The sequence below is a fragment of the Ferruginibacter profundus genome, from assembly GCF_054783275.1.
The window spans coordinates 228,419-248,712 of the sequence record NZ_BAAGQW010000001.1; the positions used below are offsets into that span (position 1 = coordinate 228,419).

A 20,294-nucleotide genomic window follows, 5' to 3' on the forward strand; every position below is an offset into this window, starting at 1 on the left:
GTTATTTGTTGTGCGCAATAAATAAAGGCAGCTTAATATTTTTCAGTAGTGTATCGGCCATACTTTCCCTGAACCAACGACTGATTGCGCCCCTGTTGTATGCCCCAAGTACGATCAATGCATTCTCTTGCAGTTCTTTCAGGTACTTTACAATTTCTTCTTCGGCCCAGCCTTTTCTTACTATATATTTCGCTTTGGGGAAATGATTCTTCATGAATTCTTTCATTAATTTATTATCAGGCATATGCAATGTAGAATCCGGTGGATTAACTGAAATAACATCTATAGTAAATTCCTGTAGTCTTGGTAATAAATAACTGAACATTTTTACAGCATACACAGATGAAGGTGCCCCATCATACAAAATCACCACTTTATTAATAGGCTTGTATTTTTTGGGAACAACCAGTACAGGACATTGCACATCGCTTAAAAGGTCGCGGATAAAACGTGTTGGTAATTTTTCTGTATAGTGCGATAGTGTTTCGCTGGCATCAATCATCAGCAGGTCGGCATATATGCTTTCGTGCTTCAATTCCTGCAGGGCAATATTCCTGTCATGGTGAACAGTGTATTCGATACCTGCTTTCTGACAGGCTTTTTCAAAATTTGCCGCTGCAGCAGCACGGGTATTGCGATCTTTCATTTCAGCCTTTTTGAATTCGGCTTCAGACACGCCGTCTTTAACAATAAGATCGTAAATTGTATAGCTGGTGTATAGTGAATCATCCATAAATACACCTACCAGGTGTGCCCCGGTAAGTTTTGCAATTTGTATGGCATATTCTTTAGTACTTTCTGAGTATTTAAGGCCGTCGAATGCGGCGATTATCTTTTTCATTGTTTTTTATTTTAATGTTGCAAAAAACAGTAAATGCAGTATTGGTAGTTTTCAAAGCTATGATCCGGAACGTGGTTTTACTATGATTGTAATTAGCTGCGATGCTGATTGTAATTAATTATTTTTTCTGCAATGATAATTGTCATTTGCCGGAGCTATCATCGTCATACTTTAGGTGACTTTATTTTTACATTTTGCCTGTAAAAGATATGACGGATAAAACTACAGCATCTTATCCTGTTCTTAAATACCTGCAGGGGATTATCCTGGTAACGGTACTATTGTACTTTGGAAAAACATTACTTGTTCCCTTGTTTTTAGGATTGCTTATTGCCATGATCATGTATCCTGTTTGTAAATGGCTGGAAGATCATGGATGGCATAAAGTATTTTCTATATCAGCCGGCTTACTAATTGTCGGGTTATTGTTTGCAGGCCTCTTTTTTATACTGGCATGGCAGCTGAATATGTTTAGTAAAGATGCCCCGGTAATTTTAAAAAAGCTGGATGCTGTTGTACTGCAAATGCAGGCATGGCTCAGTGAAGGGCTTGGGATCAATACAAAAGAGCAAAGCATACTGGAAAACAATCTTTCCACCTCTGCAATTCCCTTTATTAAATCTGCGGTTCAAAATGCAGTGAATACTGTGTTTATGCTTTTTCTTACACCGGTATATACAGCGCTATTTCTTTATCACCGCAAAATATTTGTTCAAAGCCTGCGATTGCTGATTGCTGAAAAGTATAAACAAAAATTCGATAGTATCTTACACCAGGTAATTAAAACCTATTTCAATTATATCAAGGGTATGATTACGGTATATCTTGTTGTAGGTACTCTTAACAGCTTGGGCTTATTTTTTTTTGGGGTAAAGCAGCCCGTACTTTTTGGAATGGTTTGTGCTATTATGACCATCTTCCCTTACATCGGTACTTTTGTTAGTGCTTCGCTGCCGGTATCAATGATATGGATGCAGACCGGCAATATATGGTATCCGCTTGGCCTTATTGCAATGTTTAGTTTTGTACAATATCTTGAAGCCAATGTAATTTATCCCAAAGCAGTAGGTACACAATTACATGTAAGTACTATGGCCATGCTTATCGCTATGATTGCCGGTGGTATTATCTGGGGTGTTGCCGGTATGGTGTTATTCATTCCCTTTGTATCCATTCTTAAAATCATCAGCGATAATATAGAAGAATGGAAACCACTTAATTTACTGCTGAGCCGCAAATAACAATTGGCAATGATTGTCCGCAATTGTTCAATTACCAGGTATTCCCCTTTATAAAAAACTCATATAGTTTTATTAGGAACCATTCCATGGCCTGTTTGCCATACCTGCCCAGCACGATACCTGCAAATACTATTACTAACCAGTAAAAGAAAATATCTGCAGATGATTTTTCTATTGTTGTCATAAAATTAAAATTGAATAGTGATGATTAGTGCAAACCGGCCGGCACTACAAATACCCGGTGCTAGTCCGGCTGTTTCATTGTTAATAATTTTCTCCTGCTTTTAAGATTAATGCTGAGCAGGATACTGCCAAACGAAATACACACCATAAACAGCAAACATATCCAACCGGCAAAAGGTATTGATGAGAATAATTTCAGTACGACAAAAATACCGAACGCAGTAAATGACATTTGCCAATAACCCCATTGCTGCCTGTTGCGGTTATTAAGCCAGTTGGCGGCCACCACCGATGTAATTATTGTAGCAAGCAGTAGCGATATTAAATAACCGGTCAGTAACAATAATCCTACAGGTACACCTATGATGGTGATGAATGCCACTGCTGCTGCAACGGGCGATGCTATTAAGAACAATGCACCTGAGGCAAATGATTTCATTGTGTTGTCAAATGCTGAACCGGCAGCTTTTTTCATGGTGTTTGAAAACAGGTATTGAATAAGAAGAATGAGTGATAGCGCCATTCCGAGATACCATAGTAATGCAATGAGTGTGGCACTGCCCAAATAATACCACTCAGGTGTTTGAAGGCGTAATGAATTATCGAAAGTAGCTTTGCCATTTTTTAAAGTTCTTTTGAAATCAACGTATTCTTTTTTGTTCCAGTAGCGTACGTCATCATTAAAGGCTGCGGCGCTGCCAATAGTAATATTATTCGCTACCAGGATCGATTTACCGCCAATACTTCCGTTAATAATAATTTTCCCTCCACGGCAATCTATGTTTTTGGCAACAGTTCCGTTTAAAGTAAGATTTCCGGATGCACTTTTAATCTCGCCATTTACATTTCCGTCAATTATAATTTCGCCGCCGCTGGTAAGTAGTCCTCCTATTGATACGTCCTTATCAATAAATACGCTGCCACCGGTGATCACCATATCACCGGTTACGTTTTTAGAGATGCGGATATTTCCACCGGCACAGCGTATATCATCTCCTGTAAATCCATTAAAGGTTACTGTACCGCCGGCAAGTAAAATGTCATTTGTTACAGTATCATTTATAAGAATTGTACCACCGGCAATAATAAGGTCGCCGTATACCGGTGCATTAATAGTAACAGTGCCTCCAGCAATATACAGATCCTCATACACGGGTTTGCTGATAGTAATATTGCTGCCGTATTCAATCCGCAATGCAAACCCTGTAAGTGATTGGGTGATGAGTGCAGTAATAAGGAATATCTTTTTCATAAAAAATTATTTATGTTGTTGATAAAATTCAGCTGATTAACCCACATTTATGCCCGCCGGCGTTTGCATTGCCGGTGCTGTTAAACCCAGTTTGCAGGCCTGCTTTGCTGTGCCACAGATACGATAGTTGCCGGGCAGAGTTATTGGCTTCATCTTCATTTACAGAAACTTCTCTTGTAAAATAATGTCGCATAAGTTTATGCGGTTATAAATTGCTCATTCAAAACAACTTCATTTGATAGTCTTTTCAAATGCCTTGCATCAAGGTTAGCAGTGATAGTAGTCACCACAAAAAAAAATATTATTAAGCAGGTCATTGAGTTCTGTCAATGTTTGTATTGACAATCGTCATCAGGCACAAACTTTAAGTAATATAGATTTGTTCATACTTCAATTGGCTATATGTAATTATATCACAGCAGGTTTAATACTGTGTTTTTTTGATAACCGGAACAAATATTTCAGAACCTTAAAAATCAGATGATGAGTGTACATTTTAACAGAGAAGTAAGCATCCCTGCAGGCAGAATAATATTAAGGGGAGACCTGGTAATTCCTAAAAATGCCCATGCAATTATAATTTTTGCACACGGAAGCGGGAGCAGCAGGTGCAGCAATCGCAACCAGGTAATAGCGCAGTTCCTGCAAAAAAGAAATTTCGGAACCTTGCTGCCGGACCTGCTTACGATGGATGAAGATATTAATTGTCCTGATCGTTTTGATATAGACCTGTTGACTGAACGCCTTACCGGTGTTGTTGAGTGGCTGGAAAAATTTCCGGCTGCACATAATTATCCCGTCGGTTTATTCGGAGCCGGTACCGGTGCTGCTGCTGCAATAAAAACCGCTGCACAATTGCATGGTGTGTATGCAATGGTGTCAAGGGGAGGAAGGCCCGACCTGGTTTTGAACAGCCTGCAGTTGGTAAAAGTGCCCACATTGCTGATCATAGGAAGTTTGGATTACCAGCTTGTTACATTGAATTATAAAGCCTGCAGGTACCTCAACTGCGAAAAAAAACTGGAAGTGATACAGGGTGCAACACACTTGTTTGAAGAAAAAGGAGCGATGAAAAGAGTAAGTGAACTGGCCGCAGATTGGTTTGAAGAAAGTCTTCCTGATGCCACTGAGCCCGGTAAATTCAAGGCCATTCAAAGTAGTACAATGAGGTAATAAAAAATAGCTGCCATAAACAGGTTTTCATTTTTGCACTAATAAAGCAGTTGCGGTGATTACAGTTAAGGTCTGTTCTGACTGCTGTCATTGTAAACAGTATCTGCATTGATTTTCTTTATGTAAAAATATTTTTAACCATTAAAACTTACAATCATGAAAAGTGATTTTCAATTACAGAAAGATGTAATGGAGGAATTAAGCTGGCAACCTTTGTTAAACGCTTCAGAAATTGGTGTAACAGTTAAAAACGGTATCGTAACACTTTCGGGCCGTGTTGACAATTATATCAAAAAACTGGCAGCAGAGAAAGCTGTGAAAAAAATTGCCGGTGTTAAAGCAATAGCAGAAGATATACAGGTTGGTATATCTCCCGGCTTTATTAAAACCGATGCAGAAATAGCAGAGGCAGTGATTAACGCATTAAAATGGCATACAGCAGTACAGGAAGAAAAAATAAAAATTAAAGTAGAAAATGGTATTGTGCGGCTGGAAGGTGAAGTGGACTGGGGATACCAAAGCAACAATGCCAAAAAAGCGGTTGAAAATTTAAGTGGTGTGCGTATGGTGATCAATGCAATTACCGTAAAACCTAAAACTACACCGGTTGATATCCAGGAAAAAATACACGCCGCATTTTTAAGAAATGCCACCATTGATTCGGGTAGAATTTTTGCAGAGGTTTTTGGTAATAAAGTGGTGTTACGTGGGCATGTAAGGTCATTTGCAGAAAAAGAAGACGCAGAAAATGCTGCATGGAATGCGCCCGGTGTTACAAGTGTGGAAAATAAACTGGAGATAGAAGTGCCTGAATATGCATTTGCCGAATAGGGATTGTTTTTTATGCTGTAATACTTTTACAGCAACTGCCTTGTAAATTAATTACAAGGCAGTTGCTGCTTTTATTAGTGCAGGATGTGCAGCAACAGAGACTGTTATTTTCTGCCACTCCATATTAAATACAAATTATACAGGGAGAGCAAAAAGCCCATTGAAGAAATTACAATCATTAACCAGAATCCTACAATGCGGTAATGAGTGAGTTTAAGCCTTGCCTCCAGCAACTCATCTTTACGGATGCAAGGTAATTTGGCATCCTCCTTTTCTTTGGAATGGCTCTTACAGCTTTGCCCTTCTTTTAAAAACAAATCATACCCGCCATGCAATATCCAGTATTTGCCAAAATTGGTGAGCTGCAGCGTGGTGTGTTCTGCATCTGAATAAATGGCTAATTTGTCCCTTACCAGCTGGTCTGCCCATCTCTTGGTATTTGCAAAATCTTCGGAGTATGGGGTAAATATGGTAGCAGTATAATCATAAACAGCAAGTGTTTCCTTGTCGTATACTTCTTTTAATAGCAGGGTAAGGAATTCTTCTTTAAGCATAATAAAATATTTTGATGCCGGGAAGGAATAATAGAATTGTTATTCTTTCCTGGCATTGTCAATAAAAAGATGTTTTACATTGTTTTCATTCGCTATTGCAGAATAAAATTCGCTCAGGTAACTCACCATTTCCTTTTTATTTTTTGCAGACAGCAGTTCAAAATTCGTGATCAGTGAATCGATCGCATATCGCTTGTCCTGTAAAAGTTGTAACGCAGGTCTCAACTCTTCCATTGTTCTGGCAAAGCCCCTGTATAATCGTTCCTTTACATTGGCAATTTCGAGTTCGGGTACAGGTATTGCATAGGCCGCATTCACAAGTCCGCAGTAGTCAAAATCGTATGGCACCACAAAGGGCAGCGACATACTGTCTTTATTGATGCGTAATAATTTTACATTCCGGTAAAGCGGTATTGCCCAATCTGTATTGCCGATCATATATTGAAACAGTGCCAGCAATGTCATTTGTTTTCTTTCAGTTTGTTCGGTTTGAAATTTGGGACTTTTAATTTCATAGCAATGATTTCGCCTGGCCATATCATCCACATCTTCTATAAAAAAGGCAAACTGGCTAATGGGTTTATTTTTCCCGCTGCTATAGCAACACTTTAGTTTTATCAAACGCACACGAAAACTTTTTTCACAAAGGAGATTATAAATTTTATACACCAGGTATTCTTTCAGCAATAACTGTTCATTATAAACAGAGATATCACATGGCCTCACTAATTTAAGATGTCCCAGTTTTTTTAAAGCGGCAGCTGTGGGGCTTTTAAAGTTTACCATTAGCGGCGGTGTTACGCATTCTTCTTTTCTGAATACACCCCGTATCCGCACTTCAGCATTATCGGATATTACTGTACTATCGGGATAAAAAAAAGTGATGGCAGCGGGAAAAAAAATTGGCTCTGCATCCGGCCTCATATTTTTCTTGTCCATTTTTTTAAAATCAGCAGTAATGGTAACCTGAATTAATTCGTCGTCGGTAAAGAATTTAACTTTATCAATACCTGTGTTTTGCCCCACGCCGGTATTGAATATTCCGAAAAATAACAACAGCATGCTTACTTTTTGAAAGATTGCAGCAGCTGCATTTTGTTTTAAGGATATAAAAAAAACTGATCTGCGCCGATAACCTTTTATAAAACAACGCCTGGTGGTTAGTGAGGGGCCTCTGTGCTTTCCGTTCAACATCTTTTGCTATTTAAATAGTTCTTCTATCGGACTACCCAGGCTACCGCTGGGCATTTGAATTTTTAATAGTGCGGCCAGGGTAGGGGCAATAGCTGTAATACTTATTTCCCTGTTTAACCGGCCTTGTGCAATATTCCATCCGTACCAAAGCAGCGGTACATGGGCATCATATGGATTCCATACGCCATGGGTGGTGCCGCCTTTCTCAAAATCATCTACCCACTGTGGCGAATACACTAATTGTATATCGCCGCTGCGGCCGGGATAATAACTGTTTACGATCATCTCTTTTATTGTATTCTGCAGCGGCGCCTGCATCACATTTTCTATATCGATGGCGAATGTTATTCCCGGTTGCCGTAATACGTATTTAATTACCAGTTGCTTAACTTCTTTGACATTTAATCTTAATGAATCAATCAATTGGGTGTTAAGCACCAGTTGGTAATTAATTGCTGCAGTAATTAAATCATTACCATACTTATTTTTTAGTTGGGCATTTACCGTGTCTTTCAATTGCTGTAACTGAACATGGCCTGCAGGTATGTTGTGGCTGCTTAAAAAGCCGGGTGCATGAGCAGCACCGTGGTCAGCAGTTAAAAAAAGCAGGTACTGGTTTTTGCCGATCTTATTATCTAAAAAGTCGAGGAATTCTCCCAGCTCCTTGTCAAGCCGTAGAAATACATCTTCTTCTTCAATGGAATTGGGGCCAAAAGAATGTCCGGTATAGTCGGGTGTTGAATAGCTGATCGCAAGAAAATCAGTCGTATTATCAGCCCCCATTTTTTCGTTGTTGATAACTGCCTTTGCAAACCTTGTTGTAATGGTGTTGCCATAGGGAGTGGCGAGTACAACATTATAATTCCTGCCGGTGTATTGTGAGAGATTGTAAGGAAAGCCACTTCCAAACAATTTATTTTCATATACCACCGTATCGGCAGAACTTTCTGTATAAGTAGTCAAAGGGTAAAGCGTTTTCCATCCAAGGGCATAACAACTATCCACTAATTTTAATGCGTTAAAATTAGTGGCCCAATCCGGGAGCGCTTTCATATAATAGGTAGAAGAGATCCAGTTTCCTGTTTTGGTATCATACCAGTAAGCTGCATCTGCACTATGGCCGGCGGGCAAAATACCGCAGCGGTCCTTTAACGCAACACCGATAACCTTACTATTGAAATTGGTAGCCAATTTCAGTTCATCACAAATGGTGGTCACCATCATATTTCGTGGGCTCATGGCACCGGCTGCAACAGTAGCACTGCCAACTGTTAATACTGATGTATCACTGGTACAATATTGGTAATCGCTGTTTCTTTTTTCCCACCAGTCGTTTCCTGTAATACCGTGAATTGCTGGTACTGTACCGGTGTATATGCTGGTATGGCCACATGCTGTTACTGTGTGTGCATATGGTAGCATGGTGTTTTCGCAACTGAAGCCCTGGCGGAGTAATCTTTTAAATGCTCCATTCTCTGCATACTTATCGTAATAGCGGTACAGGTAATCCCAACGCATCTGGTCTATTACAATACCCACCACCAGCTTTGGCCTTAGTGTTGCAGCTACCTGCGCATTCACAGGTATCATTGAAAAATAAAAAAGCACAAGGGTGAGTATTTTTTTCATAAACCATGTTTTAAAGTGAATTAAATACAACCACATAAAAATAAAAGCGCATGATCTTTTTACCAATGATCGTAATCAGTTGCGGAGCTACTCTTTGTTATTTTATATAAACAAAAAAGCTGGCCTGAATAAAGCCAGCCTTGTTTATCAATGAGACTTTCCATTCCATCTCTTTAATGTGGGTAAGATATTTACCGCAGCAGTAATGAGATTGTTGTCTATTTTCATTTTTTCCATTTGCTCTTTCACCAACACTTTCATTTCTTCCAGTGTCATCCCCGGATTAATAAAGGCCCCGTTTTGATAGCAGTAGATACAATATTCCTGATTTTTACTGCCATCTTTTTCTGTGCCGGCTAATTCAGGCCTATCAAGCGGCATACTGCAACTTTGGCAAAATGTTGTGCTGTTCATAAATGAAGATTTACAGATGATTAAATAAGGGTGGATAATTATTGTTTTTTTAATGTGCCGGATAAAAAATCGTAGCAATCGAACTTTACATCCACGTATTCCCTCTCAGCAGCCTGCATCTTGCGCCGCAATTCGTTTTGCCTTTTTGCTGTTTCGTTGTTAATAAGATGGTCGTCAATTAAACTGCTGTTTGTTTTAAGCAACCGGTGCTGCTGCTCCATTTCTGTTTGCAGTTCCTGAAATTTTTCTGTTACCATATTTAATTTTGATTGTTGTACCTCTACCTTGTTGGCTATATGAGGTATCGAATTACGGCTGATCACATCACTTAACTTCTTTTCAAAGTCGTGGATTTCGTTGTTGTAAAAAGCAATGGCATCAGTCCAGTCCGAAAGCTCATCAACATAAAAGGTTGCAATATTGTTGGGCATATGATTTTCATTTAATTGAACACAGTATTTTCTTATCGGTCAGCTTACCACTTTTCTTTGTGAATATTTTTTGCGTTAAACTTATCCTGGGGTTTTTCCTCACCTGTAGGATAGCCTATTGGTATTACATTCAACGGTATCACATGCCTGGGAATTTTCAGTTCTCCTCTTATAAAATCTATCAACGCCTCATTAGGATATATTGCAGTCCATACTGCTCCCAAACCAAGGGCTTCTGCTGCCAGTAGTATGTTTTCGCTGGCACAGGCACAATCAAGTAAAGCATAGGCTTCGCTATGCGTGGCAGCTTCTTCGGGCACTGCACAAACAACAATTGCAACCCCGGCTTTTCTAAGCATTTTTGCAAAGGGCAAACCTTCAGCCAGTGCATTTAGTTGTGCTTTATTTTTCACAACAATAAATTTCCATGGCATCATATGTATAGCAGAAGGGGCAGCCATGGCTGCACGCAATATTTTGTCAATATCAGTATCCATTACATGTTCACCGGTAAAATGGCGTACACTTTTTCTTTCCTGAATAACAGTAAGGGCATCTTTTTGTAGCAGGGTGTCCATTTTTCTAAATTTTATGGTCTAAAACTATTCCATGATTATTACTGTAACAATGATGCTCATTAACAGGAGTAATGACGATGGTCAAATTTAACCGCAATACCAGTTGTTGTAATTCATCCGGGTGATCAGGTTGTTTAAAATCCGGGCTGTAAATTTTACCGCTATAAATAATGGCAGCAAAACAAACTGTTGTATTCCGTACTTGGTAATAACAAATTAAGCCGACACTCAAAATATACCAGACTAAGTCATAGGTTACGCTGACTGACGTCATTCATGTTTCATTAAAAGAAAGCAAAATTTACAGTAACAAAATTCAGGGCCATTGTTAAGCATCCGGCAAACAGGCAAAAGAAGGATGTTTACTGGTACGGCAGATTTAGTCATTTACTTTTAAATCCGTTCAGTGATTGATACAGACCACCATATTGAAGCAGGCAATAAGTATATGAATAAAATAATGCTGGTGCATGGGGGCAAGGAGTATTTTGATGTATTGTTGCAATTGATAGATCAGGCTACCTGGAGTATACACCTCCAGGCATATATTTTTGATGATGATGAGACGGGCGTTTTGGTAGCAAATGCCTTAAAAGCTGCGGCACGGAGAAATGTTGAAGTGTATTTACTTGCAGATGGTTATGCTTCGCAAACGCTGCCCGGAGTTTTTATCAATGAATTAAAAGATGCCGGCGTACATTTCCGTTTTTTTGAACCGCTTTTCCGGAGCAGGTATTTTTATTTTGGCAGGCGGATGCACCATAAAATAGTTGTTACTGATGCAAGATCGGCGCTGGTAGGCGGATTAAATATTGCTGACAGGTACAATGATTTTCCCGGCAAGCCTGCATGGTTCGATCTTGCCCTGCATATTGAAGGGCCGGTGGCCGTGGAGCTTTGTGTGCTTTGCTGGAAAGCATGGTTTGGGTTTCCGTTGAAACTGGATACAACACCCTGCGAAAAAAAACTGATCAGCTTTGACTTCAAAAATCAGGAGCTGAGCAGGTTACTTGTAAGGCGTAATGATTGGGTGAGACGAAAAAATGAAATATCAGCTACCTACATAAAAATGTTGAGAGAAGCGAAATCTCACGTTACAATTTTGTGCAGCTACTTTTTGCCGGGCAAAGTGATCAGGAGATTATTAAGTAACGCTGCAAAAAGAGGTGTAAAAATAAAAATAATTACAGCCGGGATATCAGACGTTAAAGTGGCAAAAAATGCAGAGCGTTGGATGTATGATTGGTTATTAAGAAATGGAATAGAATTATATGAATACCAGTCTGCTGTTCTTCATGCCAAAGTTGCTGTTTGCGACGGGGAATGGGTTACGATAGGTTCTTATAATGTAAATAATATCAGTGCCTATGCCAGTATAGAACTGAATATCGATGTGTTCAATAAAAATTTCTCTAAAGATATGGATCAGCTCTTCCACAAGATCATACTGAATGATTGCATAAAGATCACGGAGGAAAAGCATAAACACTCCACAAATATATTTAATCAATTTATCCGCTGGTGCTCCTACCAGGGTATCCGCTTGATTTTTTATTTATTTACTTTTTATTTTAAACGTCAAAAAATTACCAGGAAAAATGATCAGTAATGGCCTTGCTGCTGTTACTGCTTTATTTTCACTATGGACCTTCCCCTGGTTCGGGTAATTCAAATGGCGGTGTTTCAAATGGATTTTCCTCGGGTATTATGTCCGGATCTTCTTCAGGAATTAAAGGCGCTTCAGGATCAATCGGTAATTCAATTTCCGGTTTTTCTTTTGGCACCGGAATCTCAACAGGTTTAACCGGTAGTTTTTTGGGAAGCATGACGGGTAATTTAAAAGTTGATTCAATTTGGTTATGCAGACAAAGCAAAATCATTTAACGGCAATTTAAAATGCCTGCAATCAATTTTGCCGGTGACAGTTATCAGTAATAAACAGGGTATTTAAATAATGCGACGGTGAGTACCGTCAATGTTTTACTTGACGGGTATCATTTATACAACATGAATGGATAGTTAATTTAGTAGCAATAAAACTATATTATTATGTCAGAAAATACCCCCGTAATTGCCACACTTCATAATCTGTTGGATTATGAAGCCAGTAAATTTACCAGTGCAGAAATTCAGTTAAAAAAAAGCCTGGATAAATGGATCATAAATGCACAGTCCTTAATTCTCAAAACAATATTGCAACGCTACCTGGATATTGTGAAGGAGAATATTCAGAAAATGGAAATGTTTGAAGAAGCGGAAGAGATCAATTCGATAAGCCTTAGCAATCGTGTAATGCAGGCCTTCATTGATGAAACTGAAGAAAAATTAAACCGCTGTGCTGATGCCGCTATAAAAGATGCCTGTTTGCTGGCCGGTGTTCAGGCTATCAATCATTACAAAATCAGTACATACGGTACAGCGGCAGCATTTGCCAATGCTTTGGAAATGGAAAAACAGGCAGTTGTATTTCACGAAGCTGAAGTAAAGGAAAAACAAATTGATGACAGGCTTTCGCAACTTGCCGCATTTGAGATAAATAATAACGCCAGAACACCATTTGTGTTACCACAATAAAAGGATCATGACAGGTGAGCTTACCAATATGCAGATTCAGAATGTGTTATCCAGCAGGGTGATTGGCAGACTGGCATGTTGCGATGATATGCAACCCTATATTGTACCTGTTACCTATGTTTATGATGGTACATATATTTACGGCCAATCTAACGAAGGATTAAAATTACAGCTGCTGCGTAAAAATCCGAATGTATGTTTTGAAGTGGATACAATGACGGATATGCGTAACTGGGAGAGTGTGGTTATCTATGGCAGGTTTGAAGAATTATCCGGTGAAGATGCAGATAAAGCAAGAGCAGTTTTATTCGGGCATATATTTACTTTAAAAACAAGCAGTACCATAAATCCTTATGGGCATGAAGCTACAGGAACGATAGATGATAGCACCCGTATAAAACAGGTAATGTACCGCGTTAAAATTAATACGGTTACCGGCCGGTTTGAAAAGCAATGAAAATATTACTGCATGGTGCTGATGATTTAAGCAAAGTGTAAAGCGGTAACTTTTTTAAGTCATATAATGTTTACTGCGTAAGAATGCCCCAATATCATTAAAGGAATACTTGAAACCGGTTACATAAAATAATACCGGGTATTGACCATTCTCATTGTTTGCAATGACGATAGGTTTTGCTGAACAATAGTTGGGTAATTACATTTGTTTCGTAATATATTTTTTAAAATTTAAAAACGGAGGTTATTATGTCAACACAAACATTAGCTAAAGTAAGCGAAAGAATGCCATTATTTTTTGATGATTTTTTAAAACCCTTTAACGGGTGGTTTGATAATGGAGTGGCCGTTCCTGCATTAAATGTACCGGCTGTAAATATCATTGAACACAAAGATCATTACCAGGTAACGATGGCCGTACCGGGAATGAAAAAAGACGATTTTAATATAGATGTAAATGATAAGCTGCTTACCATCAGCAGCCAGAAAGAAGAAAATAAAGAAGAAAAGGATAAACAGTTTACCCGCAGGGAGTACAATTACTCTTCATTCAGTCGCTGTTTTACATTACCCGAAGAAATAAATAATGACAAAATTGAAGCTAAATATGAAGATGGCGTTTTGAAAATTTCATTGCCATTTAAAGAAGGAGCAAAAAAACTTTCAGCAAAACATATTGCTGTTAAATAAGCCAGCTCCTGTTGGCCTGAAGCTCCGTCATTTATTGGCGGAGCTTTTAGATACAAACTATAAATGGTAACTGCTCCTGCGTTTAAAAAATATGCCCTGTATGCCCTGGTGAATTTTACGGTGAATTTAAATATCCGGATATATGTCCGACATACTACTATATCAATTCAGATGTGAGATCAACAGTTTCAAACGTTCTCTCAACTTTTTAATGGAAGAAAATATTTTTTTTAAGGACAGGCTTTCGCAAATTCTTAAAAGTAATGTTAATAAAAAAATGCTGGAAAAGCTGGAGGTCTTTCAAAGCAGGTTTATAACAGAAGATGAACTGATCGGCCTGCTGCGAAATGATGTTGCCGACGTTGAAACATTATTACACCGCCAGGAGTTATCTCATGATGATCCGGATAGCGATGAGATTGGTAAAATGATAAGGAAATTGAGTTATAATACAGAAAACATAGAAAAACAATTCCTGAAATTGAAATATGAATTTAATAGTTTTTTATTGGAAAATGCAGCTGCCGCCAAATGAGCAGGTAACCTGTAGTGCAATAAAAAAATTCATTTTTAAAATCTCCCAAAACAGATAAATGTTTCTTAAGTTAATTGGCAATAGCAGTAAGGCTTACCCTGGTAATTTTAAACACTTGTAAACGTTAGTATAAATTCGGCGCCTTTACCTGTTTCGCTTTTGCAGCGTACCGTTCCATTCATTAATTCGGCGTACTTTGAAACTATATGTAACCCAAGCCCCGTACCTTGTATATTAGTGGCATTAGCGCCACGGAAAAACCTTTCCGTAAGGTGCTGCTGATCTGTTTCTGAGATGCCCATACCGTAATCTTTTACTGACAATTTAAGGTGCCCGTTACTACACCAGGTTTTTATTTCAATCATGCTTTTTTGTGGTGAAAACTTAGACGCATTTGAAATCAGGTTCAATAAAATGTGTTTAAGCAGGGAAATATCCAGGTATACCGTATTATCGCCCTGGTGCTGGTAGTTTATTTTTTGATGCTTTTGCAGGTTACCATTCATTTCATCAATCACACCTGTAATAAATTCTTTAATATCAAACGTTGAAAATCTGGCATGTAATTTTCCTTCTTCAATTTTACCCACACTCAAAAAATCATTCAGTATATCGGAAAGCATTTTTACAGAAGTAACAATGCGTTGCAAATGCAATTCTCTTTTTGGTTGTTCGGCAGTGCTGGTATATTTTTCAATAAGGTAGGAGGAAGAGAGAACGGTACTCAAAGGAGTCCTGAATTCATGCGAAGCCATTGATACAAACCTCGATTTTAATTCACTGAGTTCTTTTTCCCGTTCCAGTGCCTGTTGAAGATCAAGTTCAATTTTTTTTAATTTAGAAATGTTAACGGCGGCGTCTACATAACCCGTAATATTCCCTTCATCATCTTTCATTGCAGTAATACTTAGTTGTACCGGAAATTTGGTGCCATCTTTTCTTACATACATCCATTCGTTTTCATCAAGCAGTCCAAGCCGTGCTTTTGCATGAAACAATTCCATTCCCGGCGGAACATCCTTACGCAATTCTTTCGATAATGCTTTTGCCCTGGCTACAACAAGTGTAGGGTCATGATAGATGAGGGGTTTAAATTTGCCTATAAGTTCTGCGGCTTTATAGCCCAGTTCTCTTTCTGCTTCCTGGTTAAAAGCCTGTATGATACCGGCGGTATCCACACTTACAATCATCACACCTGCATTATCCAGCAAAGCTTTTTGAAAAGAAAAGATCCTTTGTTGTTCAGCTTTGGAAATCTCTAACTCATGCAGTGTTTTCTTCAGGTCTGTTGTGCGTTGCTCAACTTCAAATTCAAGCTCTTCGTTTAGCGTTTTTAATTTGGTTTCAGCTTCTTTGCGAAATGAAATGTCATTGATAAAGGCAATTGTATAGGTATGGCCATCAGTACAGTAATTGCCCAGGCTAACTTCCACCGGGAACTCGGTACCATCCTTCTTCAGGGCAAATAAATCCATACCAACTCCCATTGACCGGTTTTGCGATTGCTGTATATATTCGTGCCGGTGAGCAACATGTGTATGATGAAAGCGTGCAGGGATAAGGTGTTCAATCTTTTTGCCAATGATCTCTTTTTTTTCGTACCCAAACAATTGTAATGCAAACGAATTGATAGTGGCAATTTCACCGGCTTTGTTTACCATCAATATGGCCATGGTAGCAGCTTCAAAAAAGGTCTTGTCAACCGGGGTAATTATATACAGAAAATAATCTGTTCCTTTATTGGTATACAGCCTGGTTGATGCCTCGGCAAAAAAAGTTTCACCTTGTAATGACCTGTATTCCACCAATTCATAAAAAATCTTCTTCTCCCTGATGATTTTTTCCCTTTCAGCAATGATAGCTGCAGTAATGGCATCCTTCCTCAATATCCTTATTAGTTCTATAGTAATATCCTCCAGTGAGTGAATACCAAAGAGGTTAAGAAAAGACTGATTGCAATAGATGAACTTTCTTGTAGCAGCTTCAATAATGGCAGCACCCTCACGCATGTTATCGCTTAAGGCAAAAAAAAGGGGATGCTCAAAATAATGGCTATCGTAATTAAGGGATTGCATAATAATCAGGTAGATATATTTTACAGGTACATAAAAAATGCTGAAACAGCCTGCTATCATTTATGAATAAAAGTTAAAAACTTTTGCTGCGGATAGTAATGACTGGTGTCAGGCACTGTTATGATAGATGACATGAAGTGTTTTTTTTAAGTAACAGGACGCTGCTTCTTTTGTAAAAACCGGCCATTGTTTGCTGTTGAAATTTGCGCCGCAGCCAAATCATGCACACCGGAGATCCCCTGTTTATTTTATTCTTCAAATAAAACTGCCACCCGTGATTTCAATCATCGGTATCGGTAACTACGGATTGCAGAATAAAAATATCATGGTCGTATTTTTATTTGGTTTTCATAGGATTTTGAATCGCTTAACCGGGGTTGGATTTTTATCCGGACCCCTTTTTTCAGGAAACCATTTAAAATTATTTGTTTTAACGCAACTCATTTTAGTGGCCGCAACAGGCATGTAATTTGTTGCTGAAATAATCAGCTGATTTTGATTGTAAATCACTTTGACCATGAAAAAGCCCATTCAAAATAATATTGCCTTATCGGTCATCTTTCACCGCATGGCAGATTGTTACCGTTACCTGGGAAATGACATGCGGTTCAGGGCAACGGCTTACGAAAATGCGTCTAAGATACTTTATAACATGACTGAGGATATCTCAATGTACGCAGCAAATGTAAAATCGTTGGATGCCATTGGCGGCATTGGCGAAAGTATTGCTAAAAAAATCATAGAGTTTTTAAAGACAGGTAAAATAAAGGCATTTGAGCAATTGAAAACGCAGGTGCCTTATAAGTTACTGGAGTTATTGGATATTACCGGTATCGGGCCTTCAACGTTAAGGATATTACATCAGCAGAGGAACGTAAACAACAGGGAAGACCTGGAAATATTACTGCAACAGGATAAGCTGGGAAGCATTCCCGGGTTTGGTGCAAAAAAAATAGAAAATTTAAAACGGGAGCTTAAAGTAATTAAACAACCCGAACGAATGCCTTTTGCAGTGGCGCAAAAAATTGGCAACAGGATCATCTCTGAATTAATCAAAATTCCCGGGGTAGAAAAGGCAACACTTGCAGGCAGCCTTCGCAGGAAAAAAGAAACCATTGGTGATATTGACATCATTGCAGTGGCAGCGCCTCAGCATAGAAAACGGATTGTAGAAAGATTTATGGCTTTACCAATGGTAAAAAAAGTTTTGGTGAAGGGAACCACAAAGATCAGTGTGTTACTTACTCAAAAAAATATACAGGTTGATATAAGACTGGTACACAATTACGAATATGGCGCAGCATTATTATACTTTACCGGTTCCAGGGAGCATAATATTAAACTACGCACTATTGCCCGCAATATGGGCTACAAAATAAATGAATACGGACTATTTGAAATTGCTACTAACAAAAGATTAATGGGGGCCGGGGAAGAGGAGATTTACCGGTTTTTGCATATGAAGTATATTCCGCCAGAGCAGCGATTGGATAAAGGGGAAATAGAAAAAGCAATGACAAAGTAGCCAGGTGCATCTGTTGCAGTGTAAACCGGGGCTGAAAATATTTTGCAGTAACAATAATGGCAGCATGCTATACTCAATTAAAGAGCATGAAATACTATTTTGTAAACTATTACGTGTATAATGATTTTTGTCAAGAGGCCTGGTGACTGGTGTCATCAAACAAGAGCCCGGTACTAAGTAATTTCACTATAGAAAATGTTGTTTACTACTATAGCAATGACATAAAAATTATTAACCTAAAAAATAAATTTATGAAAACCTTACTGGTTGCTACAGATTTTTCCCCTGCTGCTTCAAACGCAGCCGATTATGCCGCAGCTATGGCACAGTCAATCGGGGCGGATATCGTTTTACTTAATACCTATGATATCCCGGTAAGCTACATGGAGATACCGGTGGCAGCTAATTTTGAAGCGTTGCAAAAAGATGCTGAAATGGAATTGAATAAACTAAAAGATGATTTAAATAAAAAAACGGGGGGTAAATTAAGTATCAGTACCATTGCAATACAGGCAGTTTTTTTAGATGGTTTAAAAAATGTGTGTGAAAAATTACAGCCTTATGCTGTAATAATGGGTAGCCAGGGCACAACTGCCGCAGAACATTTGTTTTTTGGTAGTCATACCGTAAGCGCAATGAAGCACCTGGACTGGCCGTTAATAACAGTACCCAAAGAAAGTAAATTTTCGGCGGTAAAAAAGATCGGTCTTGCCTGCGATTTTATGAATGTAACAGATACCATTCCCATTGGCGAAATAAAATTACTGCTGAAAGATTTTAATGCTGAATTACATGTATTAAATATCGGCACAGAAGAAAAATTTGATCCCGAAATTGTATTTCAATCTGGTTTACTGGAAGAAATGTTATTCCCGATAAAAGTAAGTTATCATTTTATTAACGACCACGATACAGACACCGGCATTATCAATTTTGTTGTAAATAATAATATTGACCTGTTGATTGCTTTGCCAAAGCGCCATGCATTGCTGGAAAGGCTGATTCATAAAAGTCATACCCGGCAATTTATTATGCATAGCCATGTTCCTGTAATGATACTTCATCAGTAACTCTTTCATCGGCAGGCAATGGGCCTTTTGATAAAGCGCTTTAAGAAGAACAGCATGAACAGGAGGAAATCAGGAATTTTATTTTCCTGAATTTACAGGCACCGAAAGGAAAAATAAAAGGGAGACTTACATCTCCCTTTCAACTTAAGCCAAAACCTAAGTAACCTAAAACCAACCTCAATGCCTGAAACAATTATTTATTGAGCATATATTTTAATCCTACTTCTACGCCTGTTGTCATATTGTAAGTCTTTGCCCTGCCGGCAACATAGCCACTGTAACTGTCATCTTCTGCATTAGTGAAATCAGTATCAAAACGTACCGCAGTGCTCAGGTATAAATTGCGGTTCAATTTGTATTGTGCACCTGCCAAAGCCATTCCTCCAAAAGTTGCTGACTTATAATGGCTTTTTGTATCGCCGATAATTTCATTGCCATCCTTATCATCCAGTTTAGAGCTGGTTATAAAACTAACCTGTGGTCCTAATTTTCCAATAAAAGATATTTTTTTAGTAGCATCAGTATTGTAACTGAAATATACCGGCACTTTAATGTACTCATTCTTTTGATTGTATTCGTTACTGCTGTTAAGTGTGTAACGTTGTCCCTGCAAAGAATACAACACATCTGCACCAACACCAAGTTTACCGGTGAAATTATAAGCACCGCCAATGCCAAAATTTACATTGAAAGTAGCTTTACGCTTATAACTGTTATTGTTGTTGTCATCTTTGTTTTCAAGAAAACTAAATTGAGGGGTTCCTTTTACGCTTACAGAGAATCCCTTTTGTGCGTTAACTGATTTTACGGTAAGTAAACTGCCTAATGCAAACGCATACATAAAAAACTTTTTCATAAATTTTAATTTTATTTTAGATTAATTGTTCTTTGCTGTGTTCTACCTTGGTCTGACGCCCCCGTCTGACCATATAAAAGCACGCAATTTGATATTCACGCTGACTTCAATTTCCGGATATTCAATTCAACATGTAACTCCTATGATCTGAAATGCGATGATCACTATCATTTTTTTTGTTTCAGATTCACG

At 38.4% G+C, this 20,294-nt stretch carries 23 protein-coding genes; 11 read left to right on the forward strand and 12 right to left on the reverse strand.

Annotation, left to right across the window (positions count from 1 at the left end; translation table 11 throughout):
* Window position 1: 1 nt before the first annotated feature.
* Window positions 2-841, reverse strand: coding sequence for a universal stress protein (locus tag ACYVM0_RS00860; RefSeq protein ID WP_460551044.1), 840 nt, complete (start codon window positions 839-841; stop codon window positions 2-4).
* Window positions 842-1,050: 209 nt separating this feature from the next.
* On the opposite strand from ACYVM0_RS00860, the gene ACYVM0_RS00865 reads away from it, so the two are divergent.
* The gene (locus ACYVM0_RS00865) at window positions 1,051-2,082 is read left to right on the forward strand and encodes an AI-2E family transporter (RefSeq protein ID WP_460551047.1); all 1,032 of its coding nucleotides are present in this window, start codon (window positions 1,051-1,053) and stop codon (window positions 2,080-2,082) included.
* A 31-nt stretch (window positions 2,083-2,113) separates the two neighbouring features.
* Here ACYVM0_RS00865 and ACYVM0_RS00870 read toward each other — a convergent pair whose 3' ends face one another.
* Window positions 2,114-2,266, reverse strand: coding sequence for a hypothetical protein (locus ACYVM0_RS00870; RefSeq protein WP_460551050.1), 153 nt, complete (start codon window positions 2,264-2,266; stop codon window positions 2,114-2,116).
* A 60-nt stretch (window positions 2,267-2,326) separates the two neighbouring features.
* The gene (locus ACYVM0_RS00875) at window positions 2,327-3,517 is read right to left on the reverse strand and encodes a bactofilin family protein (protein ID WP_460551053.1); all 1,191 of its coding nucleotides are present in this window, start codon (window positions 3,515-3,517) and stop codon (window positions 2,327-2,329) included.
* Between the two features lie 480 nt (window positions 3,518-3,997).
* Between ACYVM0_RS00875 and ACYVM0_RS00880 the strand changes: the two genes are divergently transcribed.
* Window positions 3,998-4,690, forward strand: a complete 693-nt coding sequence (locus tag ACYVM0_RS00880; RefSeq protein WP_460551056.1) for a dienelactone hydrolase family protein — start codon at window positions 3,998-4,000, stop codon at window positions 4,688-4,690.
* Window positions 4,691-4,846: 156 nt separating this feature from the next.
* The gene (locus tag ACYVM0_RS00885) at window positions 4,847-5,521 is read left to right on the forward strand and encodes a BON domain-containing protein (RefSeq protein WP_460551059.1); all 675 of its coding nucleotides are present in this window, start codon (window positions 4,847-4,849) and stop codon (window positions 5,519-5,521) included.
* A 104-nt stretch (window positions 5,522-5,625) separates the two neighbouring features.
* On the opposite strand, the gene ACYVM0_RS00890 is transcribed toward ACYVM0_RS00885, so the two are convergent.
* From ACYVM0_RS00890 to ACYVM0_RS00915, 6 genes are all read right to left on the reverse strand, one after another.
* A complete protein-coding gene (locus ACYVM0_RS00890; protein WP_460551062.1) occupies window positions 5,626-6,075 on the reverse strand; it encodes a hypothetical protein in 450 nt (149 codons plus the stop codon).
* A gap of 39 nt (window positions 6,076-6,114) precedes the next feature.
* Window positions 6,115-7,137, reverse strand: coding sequence for a hypothetical protein (locus ACYVM0_RS00895; protein ID WP_460551065.1), 1,023 nt, complete (start codon window positions 7,135-7,137; stop codon window positions 6,115-6,117).
* 138 nt (window positions 7,138-7,275) lie between these two features.
* Window positions 7,276-8,898 carry an alkaline phosphatase PafA gene (gene pafA / locus ACYVM0_RS00900; protein ID WP_460551068.1) on the reverse strand — a complete coding sequence of 541 codons (1,623 nt, stop codon included), beginning with the start codon at window positions 8,896-8,898 and terminating at the stop codon, window positions 7,276-7,278.
* Window positions 8,899-9,045: 147 nt separating this feature from the next.
* Window positions 9,046-9,312 (reverse strand): zinc ribbon domain-containing protein, encoded by a 267-nt coding sequence (locus ACYVM0_RS00905; RefSeq protein WP_460551071.1) that lies wholly within the window; start codon window positions 9,310-9,312, stop codon window positions 9,046-9,048.
* Between the two features lie 38 nt (window positions 9,313-9,350).
* Window positions 9,351-9,743 (reverse strand): hypothetical protein, encoded by a 393-nt coding sequence (locus tag ACYVM0_RS00910; RefSeq protein ID WP_460551074.1) that lies wholly within the window; start codon window positions 9,741-9,743, stop codon window positions 9,351-9,353.
* 44 nt (window positions 9,744-9,787) lie between these two features.
* Window positions 9,788-10,321, reverse strand: a complete 534-nt coding sequence (locus ACYVM0_RS00915; RefSeq protein ID WP_460551077.1) for a nitroreductase family protein — start codon at window positions 10,319-10,321, stop codon at window positions 9,788-9,790.
* 406 nt (window positions 10,322-10,727) lie between these two features.
* Here ACYVM0_RS00915 and ACYVM0_RS00920 point away from each other — a divergent pair, with 406 nt between their 5' ends.
* Window positions 10,728-11,930 carry a phospholipase D-like domain-containing protein gene (locus ACYVM0_RS00920; RefSeq protein ID WP_460551080.1) on the forward strand — a complete coding sequence of 401 codons (1,203 nt, stop codon included), beginning with the start codon at window positions 10,728-10,730 and terminating at the stop codon, window positions 11,928-11,930.
* Window positions 11,931-11,961: 31 nt separating this feature from the next.
* Here ACYVM0_RS00920 and ACYVM0_RS00925 read toward each other — a convergent pair whose 3' ends face one another.
* A complete protein-coding gene (locus tag ACYVM0_RS00925; protein WP_460551083.1) occupies window positions 11,962-12,147 on the reverse strand; it encodes a hypothetical protein in 186 nt (61 codons plus the stop codon).
* A gap of 223 nt (window positions 12,148-12,370) precedes the next feature.
* On the opposite strand from ACYVM0_RS00925, the gene ACYVM0_RS00930 reads away from it, so the two are divergent.
* The 4 genes from ACYVM0_RS00930 (at window position 12,371) to ACYVM0_RS00945 (ending at window position 14,576) form a co-directional block, all read left to right on the forward strand.
* Complete coding sequence (locus ACYVM0_RS00930; RefSeq protein ID WP_460551086.1) at window positions 12,371-12,895, forward strand: YciE/YciF ferroxidase family protein; 525 nt, start codon at window positions 12,371-12,373, stop codon at window positions 12,893-12,895.
* A gap of 7 nt (window positions 12,896-12,902) precedes the next feature.
* Entirely contained in the window at window positions 12,903-13,352 is a 450-nt protein-coding gene (locus tag ACYVM0_RS00935) for a pyridoxamine 5'-phosphate oxidase family protein (protein WP_460551088.1), read from the forward strand.
* Window positions 13,353-13,600: 248 nt separating this feature from the next.
* Window positions 13,601-14,041 (forward strand): Hsp20/alpha crystallin family protein, encoded by a 441-nt coding sequence (locus ACYVM0_RS00940; RefSeq protein WP_460551090.1) that lies wholly within the window; start codon window positions 13,601-13,603, stop codon window positions 14,039-14,041.
* Window positions 14,042-14,183: 142 nt separating this feature from the next.
* The gene (locus ACYVM0_RS00945) at window positions 14,184-14,576 is read left to right on the forward strand and encodes a hypothetical protein (protein ID WP_460551092.1); all 393 of its coding nucleotides are present in this window, start codon (window positions 14,184-14,186) and stop codon (window positions 14,574-14,576) included.
* Between the two features lie 107 nt (window positions 14,577-14,683).
* On the opposite strand, the gene ACYVM0_RS00950 is transcribed toward ACYVM0_RS00945, so the two are convergent.
* Window positions 14,684-16,651 carry a sensor histidine kinase gene (locus ACYVM0_RS00950; protein ID WP_460551094.1) on the reverse strand — a complete coding sequence of 656 codons (1,968 nt, stop codon included), beginning with the start codon at window positions 16,649-16,651 and terminating at the stop codon, window positions 14,684-14,686.
* Window positions 16,652-16,925: 274 nt separating this feature from the next.
* Between ACYVM0_RS00950 and ACYVM0_RS00955 the strand changes: the two genes are divergently transcribed.
* The 3 genes from ACYVM0_RS00955 (at window position 16,926) to ACYVM0_RS00965 (ending at window position 19,246) form a co-directional block, all read left to right on the forward strand.
* On the forward strand, window positions 16,926-17,120 hold the full coding sequence (locus tag ACYVM0_RS00955; RefSeq protein WP_460551096.1) for a hypothetical protein: 195 nt from the start codon (window positions 16,926-16,928) through the stop codon (window positions 17,118-17,120).
* A gap of 48 nt (window positions 17,121-17,168) precedes the next feature.
* On the forward strand, window positions 17,169-18,176 hold the full coding sequence (locus ACYVM0_RS00960; protein ID WP_460551098.1) for a helix-hairpin-helix domain-containing protein: 1,008 nt from the start codon (window positions 17,169-17,171) through the stop codon (window positions 18,174-18,176).
* Window positions 18,177-18,427: 251 nt separating this feature from the next.
* Window positions 18,428-19,246 (forward strand): universal stress protein, encoded by an 819-nt coding sequence (locus ACYVM0_RS00965; RefSeq protein ID WP_460551101.1) that lies wholly within the window; start codon window positions 18,428-18,430, stop codon window positions 19,244-19,246.
* A 193-nt stretch (window positions 19,247-19,439) separates the two neighbouring features.
* On the opposite strand, the gene ACYVM0_RS00970 is transcribed toward ACYVM0_RS00965, so the two are convergent.
* Window positions 19,440-20,102: a porin family protein gene (locus tag ACYVM0_RS00970; protein WP_460551104.1), complete on the reverse strand. Its 663-nt coding sequence runs from the start codon at window positions 20,100-20,102 to the stop codon at window positions 19,440-19,442.
* Window positions 20,103-20,294: the final 192 nt, after the last annotated feature.

Excerpts from the sequence above, each read along its gene's own strand:
- ACYVM0_RS00910 (WP_460551074.1), bottom strand. The coding sequence starts at position 9,743 with ATGCCCAACAATATTGCAACCTTTTATGTTGATGAGCTTTCGGACTGG.
- ACYVM0_RS00950 (WP_460551094.1), bottom strand. The coding sequence starts at position 16,651 with ATGCAATCCCTTAATTACGATAGCCATTATTTTGAGCATCCCCTTTTT.
- ACYVM0_RS00915 (WP_460551077.1), bottom strand. The coding sequence starts at position 10,321 with ATGGACACCCTGCTACAAAAAGATGCCCTTACTGTTATTCAGGAAAGA.
- ACYVM0_RS00875 (WP_460551053.1), bottom strand. The coding sequence starts at position 3,517 with ATGAAAAAGATATTCCTTATTACTGCACTCATCACCCAATCACTTACA.
- ACYVM0_RS00970 (WP_460551104.1), bottom strand. The coding sequence starts at position 20,102 with ATGAAAAAGTTTTTTATGTATGCGTTTGCATTAGGCAGTTTACTTACC.
- ACYVM0_RS00860 (WP_460551044.1), bottom strand. The coding sequence starts at position 841 with ATGAAAAAGATAATCGCCGCATTCGACGGCCTTAAATACTCAGAAAGT.
- ACYVM0_RS00930 (WP_460551086.1), top strand. The coding sequence starts at position 12,371 with ATGTCAGAAAATACCCCCGTAATTGCCACACTTCATAATCTGTTGGAT.
- ACYVM0_RS00870 (WP_460551050.1), bottom strand. The coding sequence starts at position 2,266 with ATGACAACAATAGAAAAATCATCTGCAGATATTTTCTTTTACTGGTTA.
- ACYVM0_RS00935 (WP_460551088.1), top strand. The coding sequence starts at position 12,903 with ATGACAGGTGAGCTTACCAATATGCAGATTCAGAATGTGTTATCCAGC.
- ACYVM0_RS00865 (WP_460551047.1), top strand. The coding sequence starts at position 1,051 with ATGACGGATAAAACTACAGCATCTTATCCTGTTCTTAAATACCTGCAG.
- ACYVM0_RS00880 (WP_460551056.1), top strand. The coding sequence starts at position 3,998 with ATGATGAGTGTACATTTTAACAGAGAAGTAAGCATCCCTGCAGGCAGA.
- ACYVM0_RS00885 (WP_460551059.1), top strand. The coding sequence starts at position 4,847 with ATGAAAAGTGATTTTCAATTACAGAAAGATGTAATGGAGGAATTAAGC.
- ACYVM0_RS00925 (WP_460551083.1), bottom strand. The coding sequence starts at position 12,147 with ATGCTTCCCAAAAAACTACCGGTTAAACCTGTTGAGATTCCGGTGCCA.
- pafA (WP_460551068.1), bottom strand. The coding sequence starts at position 8,898 with ATGAAAAAAATACTCACCCTTGTGCTTTTTTATTTTTCAATGATACCT.
- ACYVM0_RS00905 (WP_460551071.1), bottom strand. The coding sequence starts at position 9,312 with ATGAACAGCACAACATTTTGCCAAAGTTGCAGTATGCCGCTTGATAGG.
- ACYVM0_RS00945 (WP_460551092.1), top strand. The coding sequence starts at position 14,184 with ATGTCCGACATACTACTATATCAATTCAGATGTGAGATCAACAGTTTC.
- ACYVM0_RS00960 (WP_460551098.1), top strand. The coding sequence starts at position 17,169 with ATGAAAAAGCCCATTCAAAATAATATTGCCTTATCGGTCATCTTTCAC.
- ACYVM0_RS00890 (WP_460551062.1), bottom strand. The coding sequence starts at position 6,075 with ATGCTTAAAGAAGAATTCCTTACCCTGCTATTAAAAGAAGTATACGAC.
- ACYVM0_RS00940 (WP_460551090.1), top strand. The coding sequence starts at position 13,601 with ATGTCAACACAAACATTAGCTAAAGTAAGCGAAAGAATGCCATTATTT.
- ACYVM0_RS00895 (WP_460551065.1), bottom strand. The coding sequence starts at position 7,137 with ATGCTGTTGTTATTTTTCGGAATATTCAATACCGGCGTGGGGCAAAAC.
- ACYVM0_RS00965 (WP_460551101.1), top strand. The coding sequence starts at position 18,428 with ATGAAAACCTTACTGGTTGCTACAGATTTTTCCCCTGCTGCTTCAAAC.